This window comes from Aeromonas sp. 9A (assembly GCF_963900955.1).
Taxonomy (GTDB): Bacteria; Pseudomonadota; Gammaproteobacteria; order Enterobacterales; family Aeromonadaceae; genus Aeromonas; species Aeromonas salmonicida.
Map to the genome: position 1 here is coordinate 817,802 of NZ_CAWRFG010000001.1, position 17,937 is coordinate 835,738.

Genomic DNA, 17,937 nt, shown 5'->3' on the forward strand with positions numbered 1-17,937 from the left:
AATGCGCCACATCGACAGGGCAAGCGGCAACGCAAACAACCTCGTCGATAACTTCGAAAAGCCTTTGAAAATAAGGCTTGACTCGAGAAGGCGGTTGAGTAGAATTCCACTCCCGCAGCAACACACTGTTGCGACGCTCTTTAACAATTTGAATCAAGCAATCTGTGTGGGCACTCACAGCATCGAACATCAAACAATTTTGTTGATTTTCAATGTCTGGTGAAGTGACCAAAACGATTTCTTAGCAATAAGAAGTCGAACAGTTTATTTCAGCAATTCATTGAGCCGCTGAAGTTCATTGCCTCGGTAATGAATGAACGCAAACCAAACTTAAATTGAAGAGTTTGATCATGGCTCAGATTGAACGCTGGCGGCAGGCCTAACACATGCAAGTCGAGCGGCAGCGGGAAAGTAGCTTGCTACTTTTGCCGGCGAGCGGCGGACGGGTGAGTAATGCCTGGGGATCTGCCCAGTCGAGGGGGATAACAGTTGGAAACGACTGCTAATACCGCATACGCCCTACGGGGGAAAGGAGGGGACCTTNGTATTTAAATACATAGTGTTAAATGAACAGCGCTGGATCAAGATCCATGTCTTTCCCCGCCGGAGATCCGGGATCCCGATTGTGAACAAGTTCAACTGTTCAAAGATCCACCACGGCCAATTTATCCACAGGAGTGGCACACTATCTGCCCTGCCATCGCAGCAAAAATCGGTGCAGTTTCACATTTTTTTGTAACAACACCCTGACTATTACCACTTTACGGCAGTTATCCAAGATTTCTGTGGATAACTGTGTGCAACAGCATGAGCAAACCCTTGGACAACTATTTCAACTCAGGATCCTGTGCCAGGAAGATCTGCGCTATAAAGACAAACTCTTTAAAAATCATTATGATAAGTCCTCACCTACAAAACGCCCCCCCCTGCGCAGCCCCCTGCCAGGAACGGTTATAAAAACAGCGATCCTCATCAAGGATCAGACTTGCTAAAATAATTCCCCTTTGCAGGAGTCATTCATGCCCACCAATCCCCAGTCAGAACAGGAACTGCTGGCCCGTGCCGACGCCATGGCTGGCTTCTCGCTGGCACAGCTGGCCACCGATGCAGGCATTGCTGTCCCTCGCGATTTGAGGCGGGACAAGGGCTGGGTCGGTCAACTTATCGAGTGGCAACTGGGGGCCAGCGCCGGCAGCAAGCCGGAGCAGGACTTCCCCGAGCTCGGCATCGAGCTCAAGACGATCCCCATCGATCCTTATGGCAAGCCGCTGGAAACCACCTTCGTTTGCGTAGCACCACTGATCGGCGTCAGCGGTCAGCGCTGGGAAGAGTCGAATGTGCGCAACAAGCTCTCGCGGGTACTCTGGATCCCGGTGGAGGGCAGCCGTGACATCCCCGTAGGAGAGCGCCGGATCGGCATGCCGCTGATGTGGAGTCCGAGTGAAGAGGAAGATGAATTGCTGCGCCAGGACTGGGAAGAGTTGATGGACATGATAGTGCTGGGAGAGGTCGAGCAGATAAGTGCTCGCCATGGTCAGGTGATGCAGTTACGCCCCAAGGCAGCCAACAACAAGGCGCTGACCCGTGCCATCGGTCGCAATGGTCAGCCAATTCTGACACTGCCACGAGGCTTTTACCTCAAAATAGGGTTCACTCATGGCCTGCTGCAGCGCCACTTTGCCCTGCCCCTTTGATCTCCGTTATAAACATCCTTGTCATAAAGTGATATAAAAATAGCCAGTAGCTATTTCTTCGCAATCAATGACAAGGAGGCGTCATGCCGATCAACAAGCAATTTCTCAAGTCCCGCCCCGAGGTCAAGGTGACCTTCGCGGTGGAAAAAGAGGCTGCAGGTGAAGCTGAGCAGGTATTGCTGCTGGGAGAGTTCAGCCAGTGGCAACCCATAGAGCTCAAACGGATGAAGAGCGGGGAGTTCAGGACCACTCTCAACTTGCCCACCGATGGCCCCAGCCATTTCGAATACTGCTACCAGCTGGTGAAACCGAACGGAGAGACGCTCTACGACAACGACTGGGAGGCGGACGACTATGTGCCAGGCCCCTTCGGACGGGACAACTCTGTGGTGCGGGTCAGTCAGTAGCGACGAGCAGAACACTGGCGCGTCTGGCCGGCACCCGAATTGCAGACACAAAAAAGGCTCGCCATTGGCGAGCCTTTTCACTACCTGTCGAGCTATTTGCCGACATATCGACACCAATTCGAATCGAATTAGTTGAGCTTCTCTTTGATACGAGCAGCTTTACCGGACAGGTTGCGCAGGTAGTACAGTTTGGCGCGGCGAACATCACCACGACGCTTCAGTTCTACACTGTGGATCAGCGGAGAGTGAGTCTGGAATACACGCTCAACACCTTCGCCGTTGGAGATCTTGCGAACGGTGAAAGCAGAGTGCAGACCGCGGTTACGCTTGGCAATAACGATGCCTTCGAAAGCCTGCAGACGCTCTTTGCCACCTTCTTTAACACGAACTTGAACACGTACGGTGTCGCCCTGGGCAAATGCCGGGATGTCGGTACGCAGTTGCTCTTGTTCAAGCTGCTGAATAATCTTGCTCATTGTCTTTCCTTACCTAGGATAAACTGAAAACTCTACTTAACGCTGTCACGCACTTCGCGGACATACTCGGCAAGAAGTGATTCTTGCTCGTCAGTCAGAGCTAGGTTGTTAATAAGTTCCGGCCTTCTTTGCCAGGTTCGTCCGAGCGACTGTTTGAGACGCCAGCGCCTGATCACTTCGTGATTGCCGCTTGTCAGCGCCTCGGGCACCGCCAATCCATCCAACAACTCCGGCCGAGTGTAGTGGGGATGATCCAGCAAGCCATCCGTGAAGGAGTCTTGCTCGGCACTGGCCTGATCACCCAAAACCCCAGGGACCAGACGCGAAACCGCATCGATCAGGGTCATGGCAGGCAACTCGCCACCACTTAACACGTAATCCCCGATAGACCACTCTTCGTCGACTTCGGTTTGTATCACGCGTTCATCGATACCTTCGTATCGACCGGCTACCAGAATCAGTTTCTGATTCGTCGCCAACTCGGTTACGCCCGCTTGAGTCAGCTTGCGTCCCTGAGGAGAAAGATAGATGACTTTCGCCCCGTCTCCCGCCGCTTGCTTGGCTGCATGAATCGCGTCACGCAGCGGCTGAACCATCATCAACATGCCGGGCCCACCACCATAAGGACGATCATCGACCGTACGATGTTTGTCGTGGGTAAACTCCCGGGGGTTCCAGCACTCAATCTGCAGCAGGCCACTCTTGACGGCCCGACCCGTTACCCCGTGCTCGGTAATGGCTCGGAACATTTCCGGGAAGAGGCTAATCACCCCAATCCACATAAGAAACCTCCGGCACTCGTGTTACCGCGGGAAACTAGAAACCAGGATCCCAATCAACTTCGATTGTTCGAGCAGTCAGATCAATATGCTTGATCACCTGCTCTTCCAGGAACGGAATCAACCGCTCCTTCGCGCCAAAGGCATCTTTTACATTGGCTTCAACCACCAACACATCGTTGGAGCCGGTTTCCATCAATTCGGTCACCTTGCCCAGGTCGTATCCCTTGGTGGTCGATACCGAGCAACCAATCAGGTCACGCCAGTAGAACTCACCTTCGGGCAACGCAGGCAACAGATCGGCGGGGACGCCAATCTCGACATTGGTCAATGCCAGGGCATCTTCACGCAGATCGATACCATCGATCTTGCAAATCAGACCCTTGTTGTGACGTTTCCAGGCCGAGACCTTGAGTTCACGCCACACCCCGTTCTGATTGATCATCCAGGGGTTGTAATCGAAAATCGCTTCGGCAACATCGGTGAAGGAGTTCACTTTAAGCCAGCCCTTGATGCCATAAACGGTACCCAGAGTGCCCAGAACTACAGGTTTTTCCACCTTAACTCCTTACCGTTGGGCTGATTAAGCAGCTTTGGCAGCGTCTTTGATCAGCTTGGCAACGCGGTCAGAAACAGCGGCACCAGTAGCAACCCAATGCTCGATACGAGCCAGGTCCAGATTCAGCTTTTCAGCAGAACCAGAAGCGACCGGGTTGAAGAAACCAACGCGCTCGATGAAGCGACCGTCACGAGCGCAACGGCTGTCAGAAACTACTACCTGGTAAAACGGACGCTTTTTCGCGCCACCACGTTGTAAACGAATGGTTACCATATCGTCCTCATAAACATCTAATGAACAAGGCCTGCAAATACGCAGACCCTAGCTTAAAATAAGCCGCGTAATTCTACTTGGATTCGTAATAATTGCAACCAAGCCAGCTATTTTTTGCGCAAGGGTTGGCATGAAAAAGGCTCACCTCGGTGAGCCTTTCTGCCTGACAAGCAGGAAAATCAGAACGGACCGCGACCACCGCCACCAAATCCGGGCGGCAGCATGTTCTTCATCTGCCCCATCATCTTGCGCATGCCGCCCTTGCCGGACATCTTTTTCATCATGCGCTGCATTTCGGTGAACTGCTTGAGCAGCTTGTTCACGTCCTGCACCTGCATACCGGAGCCCGCAGCGATGCGGCGCTTGCGGGAGCCCTTGATGAGATCAGGATGGGCGCGCTCCTTGGGCGTCATGGAGCTGATGATGGCCTCCATCCGCACTGTCAGCTTGTCATCCATCTGATCTTTCACGTTATCCGGCAGGCCGGACATGCCCGGCAGCTTGTCGAGCATGCCCATCATGCCGCCCATGTTGCGCATCTGAGCCAGCTGTTCACGGAAGTCCTCCAGATCGAAGCCTTTGCCACTCTTGACCTTGTTGGCCAGTTTGGCTGCCTTCTCCTTGTCGACCGTGCGCTCCACTTCCTCGATAAGCGACAGTACATCACCCATGCCGAGGATACGGGAAGCGAGGCGATCCGGATGGAATGGCTCCAGCGCGTCTGTCTTCTCACCCATACCGATGAACTTGACTGGCTTGCCGGTGATATGGCGCACGGAAAGAGCGGCACCACCACGGGCATCACCGTCGGCCTTGGTGAGGATCACGCCAGTGAGCGGCAGCGCCTCGTTGAACGCCTTGGCAGTGTTGGCGGCATCCTGACCCGTCATGGCATCCACCACGAACAGGGTCTCGATAGGCTTGATGGTGGCGTGGAGATGGATGATCTCGTCCATCATGTCGCTGTCGACGTGCAGACGGCCGGCGGTATCCACGATCACAACGTCATAGAACTTCTTGCGCGCCTGATCGATGGCCGCGGTGGCGATATCGACCGGTTTCTGGCTGGCATCACTCGGGAAGAAGTCGACGCCGACGTCGCTTGCCAAGGTTTCCAGCTGCTTGATCGCCGCAGGGCGATAGACGTCGGCACTGACGACCAGCACCTTCTTCTTGCTTCGCTCTTTGAGCAACTTGGCCAGTTTACCGACCGTAGTGGTCTTACCGGCACCCTGCAGACCCGCCATCAGTATGATGGCGGGCGGCTGGGCAGCCAGGTTGAGCTGTTCATTGGCCTCCCCCATCACAGAGACCAGCTCGCCGTGCACTATCTTGATGAAGGCCTGGCCCGGGCTCAGGGACTTGGCCACTTCCTGGCCCACGGCACGTTCTTTCACGCGGGCAACGAAGTCACGCACTACCGGCAGGGCGACGTCCGCCTCGAGCAGCGCCATGCGCACTTCGCGCAAGGTATCCTTGATGTTCTCTTCGGTCAGCCGGCCACGGCCACTGACATTGCGCAAGGTGCGCGAGAGTCGTTCAGTCAAATTCTCAAACATGACGCATTCCGGTTCTTGGCGTAACAAATGGGGGGGATTATACCCCAGTCAGCCCTGTGAGGACGATTATTCACCGCTCGTAGCGGTCATCAGCCAGCTAACGGGCAAGCTTAACAAATGGGGGCATTATAATACCTCTGCCAGCGTGAGGTAGCGCTGGAGGACAATTATTCACCGCGCAAAGCGGTCGCCTGCTGCCTATATATGGGCAGATCGGCGGTAGCACAACTGGCGAGCATATCTTGTGCAAGGTATACTGCCACTCCTGTTCCAACCGCTTGTTCAACAACGACCTGGTTATGATCGTGATCTCTATTCTGGCCTTGGCATTCTATCTGCTCGCCATCGTCGCCTCGCTGCACCTGCTGCTCAATGCCAAACAAGTCGGGCAAGCGCCCCTGTTTGCCTGCATAGGACTGGCTCTGGTCGCCCATGGCGCGTCGGTTGCCAGCGAAGTGCTGGTGACCCATTCCGGCCAGAATCTCAGCATGCTCAACGTTGCGTCTCTGGTCAGCCTTATCATCAGTTGCTTCATGACCTGCGTCACCCGTCGCTTCAACGGCTGGATCCTGCTGCCCGTGGTCTACAGTTTTTCCGCCCTGCTGCTGGCCGCCAGTGCCCTGATACCAGGTCGCTATATCACCCATCTGGAAGCTCACCCCCAGTTGCTGCTGCACATAGGTCTTGCGCTGATGGCCTATTCGGTGCTGATGATCGCCGGTCTTTTTGCACTGCAGCTTGCTTGTCTGGACCGTCAGTTGAAGTCCCGCAAGATCAGCCAGCTACCGTCCATGCCCCCCTTGATGACGGTAGAGAAGCGTCTGTTCCAGCTCATCTCGGCAGGTCTGTTCCTGCTGACGCTTTCCATCGCCTCCGGTCTGTTCTTTCTGGAGGACATGTTCGCCCAGGGTAAATCCCACAAGGCAATCCTCTCGATCCTTGCCTGGTGCGTCTACGTATTGCTGTTATGGGGTCACCATACTCGTGGTTGGCGTGGCCGCAGGGTCATTACCCTGAGTTTTGTCGGCAGTGTCATCCTGACGCTGGCCTATTTCGGCAGCCGCTTCGTGAAAGAAGTGCTGCTGAGCTGATATTCACTTTTACTCACCTAGCCCCAAAAGGAGCCCTTTTTGGACAGCATCTCAACGAGTACACTACTGATTGTCCTCGTTATCTTGATCTTTCTATCCGCTTTCTTCTCCAGCTCCGAAACCGGCCTGATGTCCATCAACCGCTACAAGCTGCGGCATCTGGCACAGACCAAACACAAAGCCGCACGCCGTGTCGAGCAACTGCTCGCCCGCCCTGATCGTCTGCTGGGCCTGATCCTGATAGGCAACAACCTGGTCAACATCTTCGCCTCGGCCATCGCCACCATTGTCTGTATCCGGCTGTTTGGCGATCTGGGTGTTGCCATCGCCACCTTTGGTCTGACCCTGGTCGTGCTGGTATTTGGCGAAGTCACCCCCAAAACCCTGGCGGCCATGTTCCCCGAAAGAATTGCCTACCCCGCCTCCTGGATCCTCAAGGGGCTGATGGTGCCGCTCTACCCCTTCGTCTGGCTGATCAATGGCATCACCAGCGGCCTGCTCAAGCTGCTGCGAGTCACTCCCAACAAGAATGATGCTCTCAATACCGAGGAGCTGCGCACCATAGTCAACGAGGCCGGAAGTCTCATCCCCCAGCGCCATCAGGAGATGCTGCTTAGTATCCTGGACCTGGACAAGATGACGGTGGAGCACATCATGGTGCCACGCAGCGAGATCTACGCCATCGACATCAACGATGACTGGAAAAGCATACTGCGCCAGCTGGCCCACGGCGCCCACACCAAAATACTGCTCTATCGAGACAACATCGATGACGTGGTGGGCTTTCTGCACGCCCGCGATGCGCTGCGGCTGATGGCCAGGGATCAGTTCAACAAGTCGAGCCTGCTGCGGGAAGTGGACGAGATCTACTTCATCCCGGAGGGGACACCGCTCAACGTGCAACTGGCCAAGTTCCAGCGCAACAAGGAGCGGATCGGCCTCATTGTGGATGAGTACGGTGACATTCAGGGGCTGATCACCCTGGACGACATCCTGGAGGAGATAGTGGGCGATTTCACCACCACCATTACTCCCGCGCCCAGCGAAGAGATCCATCCTCAGCCGGACGGTTCTTTCCTGGTGGAAGGCTCGGCCAGCATCCGCGAGCTGAACAAGGAGATGAACTGGCAACTGCCCATCGACGGGCCGAGAACCCTCAATGGCGCAATTCTGGAATATCTGGAGGAGATCCCCCAGCCCAACATCAGCCTGCGGCTGGCTGGCTATCCCATCGAGATCATGGAAGTAGAGAACAACATGGTGAAGATGGCGCGGATCATGCCAGATTTATACCGCAACGTATCGGGTTTCGAAGATTGAAAAAAGCTGCCGATGGCAGCCTTTTTTATCTCACTCATTCTCGTCGTCAGGCTCTGGTTCCAGCACCAGGGTCGGGATCAGCTCACCGAACACCTTCTGCAGCTCGTCGCGATTGGCCAGCAGGTCTTGCAGCGTGTAGCTGTCCATCACCGCCAGGAAAGCGTTCATCGCCTCCTTCAGGGCGCTTTTCAGCAGACAGACAGAGACAATATGGCAAACGGGCGAGTTGCAGTCGATGCCGTCCAGGTTGCCCTCCAGCGCACGGATCACCTGGCCGATATTGACTGTCTCTGGCGCGCAAGCCATGCGGATCCCGCCATTCTTGCCCCGCTGTGACTGCAGATAACCCAGCTTCACCAGCTGATTCACCACCTTCACCATGTGGTTGCGAGAGACGTCATACAAGGCGGAAACCTTGGCCACGCTCGACAATTCCCCCTGTGGCAAGGTCGCCAGATAGAGCAGGGCTCTCAACCCAAAATCGGTATAGCTAGTTAGTCTCATAGGGCCTGTGTCGCATCACGCGGAAAATTGATTATTGATCCAGATCAAATAAACATCTAGGATGCAGCTTATTAAGTGACATTTTAAATGTTTAATTAGAAAGGACCCCTTATGTTAGATCAAGCCACCATCGCCGTCATCAAAAGCACCATACCTTTGCTCGAATCGGCGGGCCCTGCACTCACCCAGCACTTCTATCAGCGCATGTTCAGTCACAACCCCGAGCTGAAGGATATTTTCAACCTGGCTCACCAGCGCAGCGGCGGCCAACCGCTGGCCCTGTTCAACGCAGTGGCGGCTTATGCCAAGAACATCGACAACCTGGGGGCCCTGGCAGGTGCAGTAGAACGTATCGCCCACAAACACACGGGTTTCATGATCCAGCCGGAACAATATCACATTGTAGGTAGTCATCTCTTGGCCACGCTCAAAGAATTGGGCGGAAGTGCAGTCACCGACGAAGTGCTGGATGCCTGGGGCAAGGCTTATGGGGTACTGGCCAGTATTTTCATCGGCCGGGAGAGCGAGATCTATCAGGAGAAGGCGAGCGAGATCGGTGGCTGGCAAGGCCCTCGCCCCTTCATCATCAAAGAGAAGCGGGTCGAGAGCGAGCTCATCACTTCCTTCATGCTGGCGCCGATCGATGGCAAACCCGTGCTGCATTTCAAGCCGGGCCAGTACCTCAGCATCCAGCTCAACCACCCGGAACTGGAATATCAGGAGATCCGTCAGTACTCCCTCTCCGATGCCCCCAATGGCCGCGATTACCGTATCAGCGTCAAGCGCGAGCCGCAGGGTCAGGTTTCCAACCTGCTGCATGACCATCTACAAATTGGTGACAAGGTGGATCTGATGCCGCCAACCGGTGATTTCTTCCTGCAAGCCAGCGCCAGCACCCCAGTGGTGCTGCTCTCCGCCGGCGTGGGCCTCACCCCCATGCTGAGCATGCTCAACCAACTGCTGAGAACGGGCCATGATGCCGATGTCTGCTGGCTGCACGCTTGTGAACGGGGTTCGCTGCATGCCTTCAAGGAGGATATCCAACGCAAACGCCAACAGCACCACAAGCTGCAGAGCCGGGTCTGGTATCGGGAGCCAAGTGATCAGGATGAGCAAGGGAAGGACTACGACTTCAGCGGCACCATGGACTTGAGTCAGGTATCCGGGTTGCTGGTACCGCAGGCCCACTACTACTTCTGCGGCCCGCTCGGCTTCATGCAGGAGATCAAGACACAACTCAGCGCGGCGGGTATCCCGACCGAACAGTTGCACTACGAAGTTTTTGGCCCCCACCAGGATCTTTAATCGGGGTTGCACCATATAAAGCAATGAGGACCCGGCCTGTCATGGCACGGCGGCCGGATCCGGACCCACAGGTGAAAACCTGTGGGTCATTTTTATTTAACGCATCGCCTTGGCACGGGCAATGGCGTTGGCAGGCATGCGGTTGCCCAGTCGATTCAGCAGGCTGGTCGCCTTCTGATGCAAGGCCTTGTCACCAATGACAGTGCTGTGCAGCCAGTGATACGCCTCTTCATAATCCAGCGGGCTGCCCAGCCCCTGCAGCAACATCTCGACCCACTCTATCTGTGCCCGTTGAAACCCTAGACTGGCCGCTTCACGCATCAGGGTTTCGGCCTTGAGCAGATCTTTTTGCACCAGGGTGCCCTTCCAGTAATAACGGCCCAGCTGTTCCAGCGCAGGTGCCAACCCCTGATTGGCGGCATCCCACATGAATTTGACCCCGAGCTCCGCATTGGGCTTGATGCACACTCCCCAGGCCAGCATGTCTCCCCACAGGAACTGATAGGCAGGCACCTTCATTACCTCGGCCCGCACCTCTATATCCTGGGTAAGCTGGCATCTGTCCTGTTTTACCTGCTGTAAATGACGCCCCTGCTCAATCCAGTTGAGCAGCTCGTCCTGACGATAGAGGGGCACAGCCTGCAGGTTGCCGCTGTCATCTGCACCGCTCGTCGGCGTGCTGGTCATGGGTTGACTGGTTGGAGAGAGCCCGCCATCCGACGCTGTGGCAGACGCGGCTGATGAGGCAGCCGCAGCTGGCTGCGCCATTGAAGGAGCGACTGGCAGTGGTGCTGCTGGCCCGGCTGCAGACACCTCAGGCTGATATGACGCGACCGGTCCGGCGGCGGATACCTGTGGCTCCGCGCCCTGTGCCTGGGTCGTCAGCAAACAAGCAAGGCCAAAAAGGGTAAGGGGTTTCATCATAAGGTTCTCCTGCTGCTCTCTGTTATCGGCAGCCAGGCCCATCCCCTTAGCCCGTCACCGTCAGCACCCTGCAGCAATGACAAAGGGGAGCCGAAGCTCCCCTTGTTGTCAGCCATGCGGCTTACTTGACGAACTCGACACCCAGCTGGATATCGGCTTTCAGAGTGGCCAGCATGCCCTCCATCGCCTCTTGCTCGAAGGCACTCAGCTTGCCGTAGTCCAGCACGGTTTCGACGCCGTTCTTGCCCAGCAAGATGGGCTGTGCGAAGAAGGTAGCGTGCTTGCCATCCCCTTCCACATAAGCGCACTCGATGACGTTGGCTTCGCCCTGCAGACCCTTGATGAGCGACAGCCCAAAACGGCAGGCAGCCTGCCCCATGGAAAGGGTGGCAGAACCACCACCGGCCTTGGCTTCAACCACTTCGGTGCCGGCGTTCTGGATACGCTTGGTCATGGCTGCCACTTCTTCTGCAGAGAAGGAAGCCCCTTCGATCTGGGACAGCAGCGGCAGTATGGTCACGCCACTGTGGCCACCGATCACGTTGACACGCACCTTGTCGACATTCAAACCCTTGGCGTCGGCCACGAAGGTCTCGGCGCGGATCACATCCAGGGTGGTGACGCCAAACAGGCGACGCTTGTCGTAGACACCGGCTTTTTTCAGCACTTCAGCCGCGATGGCGACCGTGGTGTTGACCGGGTTGGTGATGATGCCGATCAGCGCTTTCGGGCAGGAGGCGGCACATTTTTCGACCAGATTCTTGACGATACCGGCGTTGATATTGAATAGATCGGAACGATCCATGCCGGGCTTACGCGCCACACCGGCGGAGATCAGCACCACATCGGCGCCGACCAGAGCCGGGCTCGGATCTTCACCGCAGAAACCTTTCACTTTCACGTCAGTCGGGATATGGCTCAGATCGACCGCCACACCCGGAGTGACCGGGGCTATGTCATACAGGCTCAGTTCGGAACCAGCAGGAAGGCGATTTTTCAACAGCAGAGCGAGGGCTTGGCCGATGCCACCGGCGGCACCCAGAACGGCAACTTTCATGATCAACTCCATGTTTAAGCGTAGGTTTAAGGTTGTTTCTTGTTGTGGGCCCAACCTTAATGGATCCCCCCATAAAAAACAATCTGATAACAGTTGCAATCACGGGTTCTGTGAGCCAATAAACAGGCGGCGCATAAAAATGGGGGGAAATGCAAAAAATCAGAGGAGAAGCACAGATTTCCCGCATTTACACCTACCACAAAGAGGTAGACATACCGAGTTCAGGCCTGGAATGCCAAGGCTCGCCGTTCACACCAGCGAAACCCAATTGTTAACAATCCGTTCATGGTCAGGTAAAGCGCACCGGCCACAGTGAACACAGCCAGGGTGTCATAGGTCTGGGCGTTGAGGCGCTGGGCCAGACCCATCACGTCCATGATGGTGATGGTGCTGGCGAGCGAACTCCCCTTGAGCACCAGGATCACCTCGTTGGAGTAGGCGGGCACCAGTCGCCGGGCGGCGTGGCGCACCTTCATCCACAGGGTCTGCCCGGCCGAAAAGCCGAGGGCGCGGCAGGCCTCCACCTCACCGGACGGAATGGCATCGAGCGCCCCCTTGAACAAGCGGGTTGAATAGGCCGCGGTGTTGAAACCAAGGGCCAGCACGGCGCAGAACCAGGGCTGCTTGAGCAGAGGCCAGAGCGGCCCGGACTTGAGCCACTCGAACTGTCCCGGCCCGTAGTAGATAAGGAAGATCTGGATCAGCAGCGGCGTGCCGGTGAAGATCAGCACCCACAGCTGTACCAGCTGGGTCGCCACCGGAATGCGCTGCTCCAGCACCCATGTCATGGCAGCCGCCATCAGTACGCCGAGCAGCAGACTGAGGGCAGTTAATTGCAAGGTGATTGCCAGACCACCCAGCAGAGTCATGAAATAGTCCTGCATGGTCAACCTCCGTAGCGGCGGGTATAGCTGGCTGTCTGCTTAAACCCGAATTCACTCAGCTGACTGAAGACGGTCGGTTGCAGGGTGATCACGAATCCCCCCAGCAGAGTCATGAAATAGTCCTGCATGGTCAACCTCCGTAGCGGCGGGTATAGCGGGCAGCCTGCTTGAGGCCGAATTCACTCACCAAGCTGATGGCAAGATAGATGAGGGCCGCGGCGGCATACCAGGTAAAGGGTTCATAGGTGCTGGCCGAGGCCATCTGGGCCTGACGCATCATCTCGTTCACCCCTATGAGAGAGACCAGCGCCGTATCCTTGAGCAACACCAGCCACTGATTGCCGAGGCCCGGCAGGGCATGACGCCAGGCTTGGGGCAACACGATACGAAAGAAGATGTGCCCCTTGCCAAGACCGAGCGCCAGCGCCGCCAACCGCTGTCCGGCGGGCACCGCATTGAGCGCCGCCCGCAGAGTCTGGGTGGCATAGCTGGCAAACAGCAGAGAGAGTGCGAGCACGCCACAGGCGAACGGGCTGAACTCCACATACTCGCCTGTGATGAGAAACAGCACCTGGGTCGAGCCGAAGTAGATGAACAGCACCACCAACAGCTCGGGCAAGCCACGGATCAAGGTGGTCAGTGTAGCCACAGGCCACACCAGCCAAGGCTGTTTACTCAGCTCGGCGGCGCTCAATCCCAGCGCCAATACCATGCCACCGACCAGTGATGCCAAGGCCAGCCCGAGGGTCATCCAGGCTGCATCCAACAACAGGCTCAACATGGCTTACTGCGCGAAGTATTTGTCGAAGATTTTCTGATAGGTGCCGTTGGCCTTGATCTCGGCCAGCCCCTTGTTCAGCTGGGTCAGCAGCTCCAGGTTGCCCTTGGCCACTGCGATGCCAAAGCCGGTGCCGAAGTACTTGGCATCGGTCACAGGCGCACCGATCACGACGTACTCCTTGTGCTGCTTGAGCCAGTCGGCCGCCACGGCAGTATCGGCAAACACACCATCGGTACGGCCATTCATCATGTCGAGGAAGGCACTCTGGTAGCTGGCATAGGGTACGGTCAGCAAGCCTTTGCTGATCCAGTTATCCACCAGATAGGACTGATGGGAGGAACCATTCTGCACGCCGACCGTCTTGTCGACCAAGTCTTCCGGTCCCTTGAAGGTCCCTTTCTTGGCCACGAACACGGCTGAGTTCTCGTAATAGATGTCGGAGAAGTCGACCTGGGCTGCCCGCTCCGGGGTCACATCCATGGCTGCGATGGCAGCATCATAGCGACGGAACTTGAGGCTGGGGATCAGGCTGTCGAAGGCCTGGTTGTGGAAGCTGCACTCCAGCTTGACCTGGGTACAGATGGCACGGGCCAGGTCGATGTCAAAGCCCTGAAACTCGTTTTTGTCGTCCAGGTATTCAAACGGTGCATAAGTCGCCTCGGTGGCGAACTTGATCTCTTTGGCCAGCACTGAGGTGCTCAGCAAACCCATAGCAGCAACCAGCAACAGACTCTTTTTCATGACAGCTTCCTTATCGATTTGAATATCAATGCATCAAGAATTCGGCAAACCGGCTGGTTTGCGGGGATTGGAAAATGGCGGCGGTACCGGACTCGATGATCCGCCCCTTTTCCAGATAAATCACCTGACTGGCCACCTTGCGGGCAAACTCCACCTCGTGGGTCACCACCACCTGGGTAATACCGGTCTGGCCCAGATTGCGGATGATCTCGGCCACCTCTTTGGTGATCTCGGGATCGAGTGCGGCCGTCGGCTCGTCAAACAGCAGCACTTGCGGATCCATCATCAGGGTACGGGCAATGGCCACCCGTTGCTGCTGGCCGCCGGAGAGGCGGGCAGGCCAGGCATCACGCTTATCGGCCAGTTGCAACTGGGTCAACAGGTAGGCGCCCTTCTCGATAGCCGCGGCCTTGCTCATGCCGAGCAACTTGACGGGTGCCTCTATGAGGTTCTCCATCACGGTCAGATGTGGCCAGAGATTGTACTGCTGGAACACCATGCCCACCTTGCGACGCAGTACCTGCGCCTGACGGTTGAATTCGGCAGCAGACAGGCCGGACGGGAAAGAAAATTCACTTTCACCGATGCGCAATACGCCTGCATCCGGCGTGTCCAGCAAGTTCATCATGCGTAGCAGCGAGCTCTTGCCAGCACCGCTCGGGCCCAGCAGCACCAAGGTTTCACCGGGCTCAGTCCGAAAGCTGACATCTTGCAGTACCGGCACCTTGTGCCAGGATTTTGCGATACCGATTAGTTCAATACCCATACAGCCCAATTGAATAAGTTTTCAAAATTTCGTCCCGATTTTAGCCCCAACATGAGGGGATGCAAGCTAATTTTGAATCAATATGCAGAACAACCGCCGCTTCCTTGCAAAAATAGGCACATGAATGCAAAATGGGCACGCTGTTCATATCTGCCGCCTGAGCGTGACAGGCAGCCACACCTCCTCATTCGTGAGTCCAAGATGAAACACAACGACAAGCAAGAAAAACTGGCCAAGGCCTTTAAAGCCTTGCTGAAAGAAGAACGATTTGGCTCCCAGGCAGAGATAGTGACTGCCCTGCAAGAGATGGGCTTCGAAAACATCAACCAGTCCAAGGTATCGCGCATGCTGAGCCGCTTCGGCGCCGTTCGCACCCGCAATGCCAAGATGGAGATGGTTTACTGCCTGCCGGTGGAACTGGGTGTACCCACTACTTCCAGCCCGCTCAAGAACCTGGTACTCGACGTCGACCACAACGGCGCCCTGGTCGTGATCCACACCAGCCCGGGTGCAGCCCAGCTGATCGCCCGCCTGCTCGACTCACTCGGCAAGGCAGAAGGGATCCTCGGCACCATCGCCGGTGATGACACCATCTTCATCACTCCGACCAGCGACACCGATATCGAAGAGCTCTATCTCTCCGCCCTCGAGCTGTTCGAACAGACCCCTTAATGTCAGCCAATGCGCAGGCCACCGCCTCTTGGCGGTACCGCCAGAACGCAAAATCCCGGCCAAGGCCGGGATTTTTGTTTTCTGCGCACAGGTAAATGCTGACTTATTGACCCTGTGCCACCAGAAAATCTTCCGAGGGGGCAAAGAAGGCCGCACCAGTCACTGCCGTGGTGAAGCGCAGCAGGTGATCGAAATGGCCGCCCTCCCCCTTGTACATGCTGGCCATCATGGCATTGAAGTGCAACGGCGTGCGGCAGCAGGAGATGAAATAGAGTCCCTGCTCCGTCATGGTTCCCCAGGGCATGCTCTGACGCAGTATCTCCATGGATTCGCCCTTGGGCGTCTTGAGGTTGACCCGCTTGATATGGGAGGTCAGCGGCTTGTCAGCCGACTCGTATTCGATGTTGTCGCGCTTGGTGCGGCCAATGATGTCTTCCTGTTCCTTCAGGGCGAGCTTCTCCCAGTCGCTCATGGCATGTACCCAACGCTGCACATGGACATAGGAGCCACCGGCAAACTCGCCACCCTCAAGCAAGGCCACCTCAGCGCGGTGTTCATCTTGCGGGTTCTCGGTGCCGTCGACGAAGCCGGTCAGATCCCGGCAATCCAGATTGCGGAAACCACGCACCTCTTCCACCAGCGCCACCAATCCGGCCAGCAGTGCCATTACCCTTTGACCGGCGTGATGCAAAACATCGACCCGATCGGCACGCAATTGCACGAAGAGGTCGAACGGCGTATTTGGCGCCTGCTGACCGTTGGCTGATTGCGTCATAAAGCCGCGAAACTGGGGCGGACGGGCCACAGGGTAGAGGTCATCCCAGGCATCGGCGCCGACGGCGACCAGGCCGGTGAAACCGGCATCGGGGAAATCGGCGGCAACCGCTTCCCACAGGGCAGGCAAGCTGGCCAGACGGGCAACCAGTGCGGTCGCCTCTCCTGTGCGATTGAACATCAGATAGAGGGCGTGCAGATTCGGCTCTGCGCAGATCCCGGCTTGGGCTTTCATTTGTCTCTCCCCTGTATAGGCATTAGCGTGGCGCGATTATAAACCAGAGTGAATTCAATTCATTGATTTCATAACGATATCAAGTTGTTCACTGCACTGGTTCAAACAACACCAACCCATGGGGAGCGACCTTGACCCGAGCGCGATCCCCGCCGAGTGGCTCACCTATGCTCGCCTCCAGTCGCTGACCGCCACACTCGAACAACACCCGACAGTGATGACCGAGAAACTGCTGCTCCAGCACAGTCAGTTCGCCGTCCACAACGGCCTCCAGCAACAGTTGCTGGGGTCTGAGCATCAGTTGCAGCAGCTCGCCCAGGTTGCGACCATGAGGCTCGCTGCCACAGATAACCCCGAGCGCCGTCTGCACGCAGTGACTGTCCACCACCTCGGCGGCCAGATAGTTCACCCCGCCCAAAAACTCGGCAACGAAGCGGTTCTGCGGGCGGCGATAAAGCTGCTCCGGCTGTCCCACCTGCTCGATGTGACCAGCCCGAAACAGGGCCAGCCGGTCGGCGAAGGCAAACGCCTCCTCCTTGCTGTGGCTGACGAAGATGGCGCCGATCCCCTGCTGCTTGAGCAGGGTGCGGATCTCGAGGATCAGCTTCATCCGCACTTGGGTGTCGATGTTGGAGAAGGGCTCATCCAGCAGCATCAACTTCGGCTTGCACACCAGAGCGCGAGCGATGGCAACCCTTTGCTGCTGCCCGCCAGAGAGTTGATGGGGATAGCGATCTCCCAGCCCCTGCAGCTTGACCAGCGTCAGCGCCTCCTCCACCTGCTGCTGACGGGCGGAGCGGTCAAGGCGAGTCAGCCCGAAACCGACGTTGTCGGCCACCGTCAGATGGGGGAAGAGGGCATAATCCTGGAAGATCATGCCGATGTTGCGCGCCTCGGGTGGCACGCTGACGCCCGGCCCATCCAGCAGGGTAGCACCGAGGCGGATCTCCCCTTCGGCCAGCGGCAACAGGCCTGCAACGGCCTTGAGCAGCGTGGTTTTACCGCAGCCACTGGCCCCCAGCAGACAGACAATCTCGTTGTCGGCCACCGACAGAGACAACTGCTCCAGCACATTGCGACCGTTATAACGGCAACTGACGTTCTCAACCTGCAAGCAAGACACGGCTGACTTCCTC

Annotated in this window: 21 protein-coding genes; 6 read left to right on the forward strand and 15 right to left on the reverse strand. The window is 56.8% G+C overall.

What is annotated here, in order from left to right; all coding sequences use genetic code 11:
- Positions 1 to 1,019: 1,019 nt before the first annotated feature.
- Positions 1,020 to 1,694: a DNA mismatch repair endonuclease MutH gene (gene mutH / locus AACX78_RS04075; RefSeq protein ID WP_159165459.1), complete on the forward strand. Its 675-nt coding sequence runs from the start codon at positions 1,020 to 1,022 to the stop codon at positions 1,692 to 1,694.
- A gap of 83 nt (positions 1,695 to 1,777) precedes the next feature.
- The gene (locus tag AACX78_RS04080) at positions 1,778 to 2,101 is read left to right on the forward strand and encodes an isoamylase early set domain-containing protein (RefSeq protein WP_096119716.1); all 324 of its coding nucleotides are present in this window, start codon (positions 1,778 to 1,780) and stop codon (positions 2,099 to 2,101) included.
- Between the two features lie 128 nt (positions 2,102 to 2,229).
- On the opposite strand, the gene rplS is transcribed toward AACX78_RS04080, so the two are convergent.
- The 5 genes from rplS to ffh all read right to left on the reverse strand — a co-directional run bounded on the left by rplS (position 2,230) and on the right by ffh (position 5,747).
- A complete protein-coding gene (gene rplS, locus AACX78_RS04085) occupies positions 2,230 to 2,577 on the reverse strand; it encodes a 50S ribosomal protein L19 (RefSeq protein ID WP_005313505.1) in 348 nt (115 codons plus the stop codon).
- Positions 2,578 to 2,609: 32 nt separating this feature from the next.
- On the reverse strand, positions 2,610 to 3,359 hold the full coding sequence (trmD, locus tag AACX78_RS04090) for a tRNA (guanosine(37)-N1)-methyltransferase TrmD (RefSeq protein ID WP_005313508.1): 750 nt from the start codon (positions 3,357 to 3,359) through the stop codon (positions 2,610 to 2,612).
- Positions 3,360 to 3,393: 34 nt separating this feature from the next.
- Positions 3,394 to 3,915: a ribosome maturation factor RimM gene (gene rimM, locus AACX78_RS04095; protein ID WP_005313510.1), complete on the reverse strand. Its 522-nt coding sequence runs from the start codon at positions 3,913 to 3,915 to the stop codon at positions 3,394 to 3,396.
- A 24-nt stretch (positions 3,916 to 3,939) separates the two neighbouring features.
- Complete coding sequence (gene rpsP, locus AACX78_RS04100) at positions 3,940 to 4,188, reverse strand: 30S ribosomal protein S16 (protein ID WP_021141082.1); 249 nt, start codon at positions 4,186 to 4,188, stop codon at positions 3,940 to 3,942.
- Between the two features lie 179 nt (positions 4,189 to 4,367).
- Entirely contained in the window at positions 4,368 to 5,747 is a 1,380-nt protein-coding gene (ffh, locus tag AACX78_RS04105) for a signal recognition particle protein (protein ID WP_113720986.1), read from the reverse strand.
- A gap of 299 nt (positions 5,748 to 6,046) precedes the next feature.
- Between ffh and AACX78_RS04110 the strand changes: the two genes are divergently transcribed.
- The gene (locus tag AACX78_RS04110; RefSeq protein WP_034523623.1) at positions 6,047 to 6,838 is read left to right on the forward strand and encodes a cytochrome C assembly family protein; all 792 of its coding nucleotides are present in this window, start codon (positions 6,047 to 6,049) and stop codon (positions 6,836 to 6,838) included.
- Between the two features lie 39 nt (positions 6,839 to 6,877).
- Complete coding sequence (locus AACX78_RS04115) at positions 6,878 to 8,158, forward strand: HlyC/CorC family transporter (protein WP_021138818.1); 1,281 nt, start codon at positions 6,878 to 6,880, stop codon at positions 8,156 to 8,158.
- A 30-nt stretch (positions 8,159 to 8,188) separates the two neighbouring features.
- Here the strand turns inward: AACX78_RS04115 and AACX78_RS04120 are convergent, their stop codons facing one another.
- A complete protein-coding gene (locus tag AACX78_RS04120; RefSeq protein ID WP_034523613.1) occupies positions 8,189 to 8,662 on the reverse strand; it encodes an Rrf2 family transcriptional regulator in 474 nt (157 codons plus the stop codon).
- A 111-nt stretch (positions 8,663 to 8,773) separates the two neighbouring features.
- On the opposite strand from AACX78_RS04120, the gene hmpA reads away from it, so the two are divergent.
- The gene (hmpA, locus tag AACX78_RS04125; protein ID WP_159165460.1) at positions 8,774 to 9,967 is read left to right on the forward strand and encodes an NO-inducible flavohemoprotein; all 1,194 of its coding nucleotides are present in this window, start codon (positions 8,774 to 8,776) and stop codon (positions 9,965 to 9,967) included.
- A 96-nt stretch (positions 9,968 to 10,063) separates the two neighbouring features.
- Here the strand turns inward: hmpA and AACX78_RS04130 are convergent, their stop codons facing one another.
- The 7 genes from AACX78_RS04130 to AACX78_RS04160 form a co-directional block, all read right to left on the reverse strand.
- A complete protein-coding gene (locus tag AACX78_RS04130; protein ID WP_021138821.1) occupies positions 10,064 to 10,654 on the reverse strand; it encodes a tetratricopeptide repeat protein in 591 nt (196 codons plus the stop codon).
- Positions 10,655 to 11,012: 358 nt separating this feature from the next.
- On the reverse strand, positions 11,013 to 11,948 hold the full coding sequence (gene mdh, locus AACX78_RS04135) for a malate dehydrogenase (RefSeq protein WP_017411604.1): 936 nt from the start codon (positions 11,946 to 11,948) through the stop codon (positions 11,013 to 11,015).
- Positions 11,949 to 12,169: 221 nt separating this feature from the next.
- The gene (gene artM, locus AACX78_RS04140; RefSeq protein ID WP_005313537.1) at positions 12,170 to 12,832 is read right to left on the reverse strand and encodes an arginine ABC transporter permease ArtM; all 663 of its coding nucleotides are present in this window, start codon (positions 12,830 to 12,832) and stop codon (positions 12,170 to 12,172) included.
- A gap of 2 nt (positions 12,833 to 12,834) precedes the next feature.
- Entirely contained in the window at positions 12,835 to 12,960 is a 126-nt protein-coding gene (locus AACX78_RS04145) for a hypothetical protein (protein ID WP_265342325.1), read from the reverse strand.
- Positions 12,961 to 12,962: 2 nt separating this feature from the next.
- Positions 12,963 to 13,613: an arginine ABC transporter permease ArtQ gene (artQ, locus tag AACX78_RS04150; protein WP_017411605.1), complete on the reverse strand. Its 651-nt coding sequence runs from the start codon at positions 13,611 to 13,613 to the stop codon at positions 12,963 to 12,965.
- 3 nt (positions 13,614 to 13,616) lie between these two features.
- Positions 13,617 to 14,354, reverse strand: a complete 738-nt coding sequence (locus tag AACX78_RS04155; protein ID WP_005313547.1) for a transporter substrate-binding domain-containing protein — start codon at positions 14,352 to 14,354, stop codon at positions 13,617 to 13,619.
- A gap of 25 nt (positions 14,355 to 14,379) precedes the next feature.
- Positions 14,380 to 15,120 (reverse strand): ATP-binding cassette domain-containing protein, encoded by a 741-nt coding sequence (locus AACX78_RS04160; protein WP_159165462.1) that lies wholly within the window; start codon positions 15,118 to 15,120, stop codon positions 14,380 to 14,382.
- A 201-nt stretch (positions 15,121 to 15,321) separates the two neighbouring features.
- Here AACX78_RS04160 and argR point away from each other — a divergent pair, with 201 nt between their 5' ends.
- Positions 15,322 to 15,792 carry a transcriptional regulator ArgR gene (argR, locus tag AACX78_RS04165; RefSeq protein WP_005308670.1) on the forward strand — a complete coding sequence of 157 codons (471 nt, stop codon included), beginning with the start codon at positions 15,322 to 15,324 and terminating at the stop codon, positions 15,790 to 15,792.
- Positions 15,793 to 15,895: 103 nt separating this feature from the next.
- On the opposite strand, the gene AACX78_RS04170 is transcribed toward argR, so the two are convergent.
- Both AACX78_RS04170 and AACX78_RS04175 read right to left on the reverse strand, forming a co-directional pair.
- Positions 15,896 to 16,801 carry a Dyp-type peroxidase gene (locus tag AACX78_RS04170; RefSeq protein ID WP_099991596.1) on the reverse strand — a complete coding sequence of 302 codons (906 nt, stop codon included), beginning with the start codon at positions 16,799 to 16,801 and terminating at the stop codon, positions 15,896 to 15,898.
- An 88-nt stretch (positions 16,802 to 16,889) separates the two neighbouring features.
- Complete coding sequence (locus AACX78_RS04175; protein WP_159165463.1) at positions 16,890 to 17,924, reverse strand: ABC transporter ATP-binding protein; 1,035 nt, start codon at positions 17,922 to 17,924, stop codon at positions 16,890 to 16,892.
- Between the last annotated feature and the right edge of the window lie 13 nt (positions 17,925 to 17,937).

What these genes read in the sequence shown, in the direction of transcription:
- mutH (WP_159165459.1), top strand. Translation starts at nt 1,020, where the DNA reads ATGCCCACCAATCCCCAGTCAGAACAGGAACTGCTGGCCCGTGCCGAC.
- AACX78_RS04080 (WP_096119716.1), top strand. Translation starts at nt 1,778, where the DNA reads ATGCCGATCAACAAGCAATTTCTCAAGTCCCGCCCCGAGGTCAAGGTG.
- rplS (WP_005313505.1), bottom strand. Translation starts at nt 2,577, where the DNA reads ATGAGCAAGATTATTCAGCAGCTTGAACAAGAGCAACTGCGTACCGAC.
- trmD (WP_005313508.1), bottom strand. Translation starts at nt 3,359, where the DNA reads ATGTGGATTGGGGTGATTAGCCTCTTCCCGGAAATGTTCCGAGCCATT.
- rpsP (WP_021141082.1), bottom strand. Translation starts at nt 4,188, where the DNA reads ATGGTAACCATTCGTTTACAACGTGGTGGCGCGAAAAAGCGTCCGTTT.
- ffh (WP_113720986.1), bottom strand. Translation starts at nt 5,747, where the DNA reads ATGTTTGAGAATTTGACTGAACGACTCTCGCGCACCTTGCGCAATGTC.
- AACX78_RS04110 (WP_034523623.1), top strand. Translation starts at nt 6,047, where the DNA reads ATGATCGTGATCTCTATTCTGGCCTTGGCATTCTATCTGCTCGCCATC.
- AACX78_RS04120 (WP_034523613.1), bottom strand. Translation starts at nt 8,662, where the DNA reads ATGAGACTAACTAGCTATACCGATTTTGGGTTGAGAGCCCTGCTCTAT.
- hmpA (WP_159165460.1), top strand. Translation starts at nt 8,774, where the DNA reads ATGTTAGATCAAGCCACCATCGCCGTCATCAAAAGCACCATACCTTTG.
- AACX78_RS04130 (WP_021138821.1), bottom strand. Translation starts at nt 10,654, where the DNA reads ATGACCAGCACGCCGACGAGCGGTGCAGATGACAGCGGCAACCTGCAG.
- mdh (WP_017411604.1), bottom strand. Translation starts at nt 11,948, where the DNA reads ATGAAAGTTGCCGTTCTGGGTGCCGCCGGTGGCATCGGCCAAGCCCTC.
- artM (WP_005313537.1), bottom strand. Translation starts at nt 12,832, where the DNA reads ATGCAGGACTATTTCATGACTCTGCTGGGTGGTCTGGCAATCACCTTG.
- AACX78_RS04145 (WP_265342325.1), bottom strand. Translation starts at nt 12,960, where the DNA reads ATGCAGGACTATTTCATGACTCTGCTGGGGGGATTCGTGATCACCCTG.
- artQ (WP_017411605.1), bottom strand. Translation starts at nt 13,613, where the DNA reads ATGTTGAGCCTGTTGTTGGATGCAGCCTGGATGACCCTCGGGCTGGCC.
- AACX78_RS04155 (WP_005313547.1), bottom strand. Translation starts at nt 14,354, where the DNA reads ATGAAAAAGAGTCTGTTGCTGGTTGCTGCTATGGGTTTGCTGAGCACC.
- AACX78_RS04160 (WP_159165462.1), bottom strand. Translation starts at nt 15,120, where the DNA reads ATGGGTATTGAACTAATCGGTATCGCAAAATCCTGGCACAAGGTGCCG.
- argR (WP_005308670.1), top strand. Translation starts at nt 15,322, where the DNA reads ATGAAACACAACGACAAGCAAGAAAAACTGGCCAAGGCCTTTAAAGCC.
- AACX78_RS04170 (WP_099991596.1), bottom strand. Translation starts at nt 16,801, where the DNA reads ATGAAAGCCCAAGCCGGGATCTGCGCAGAGCCGAATCTGCACGCCCTC.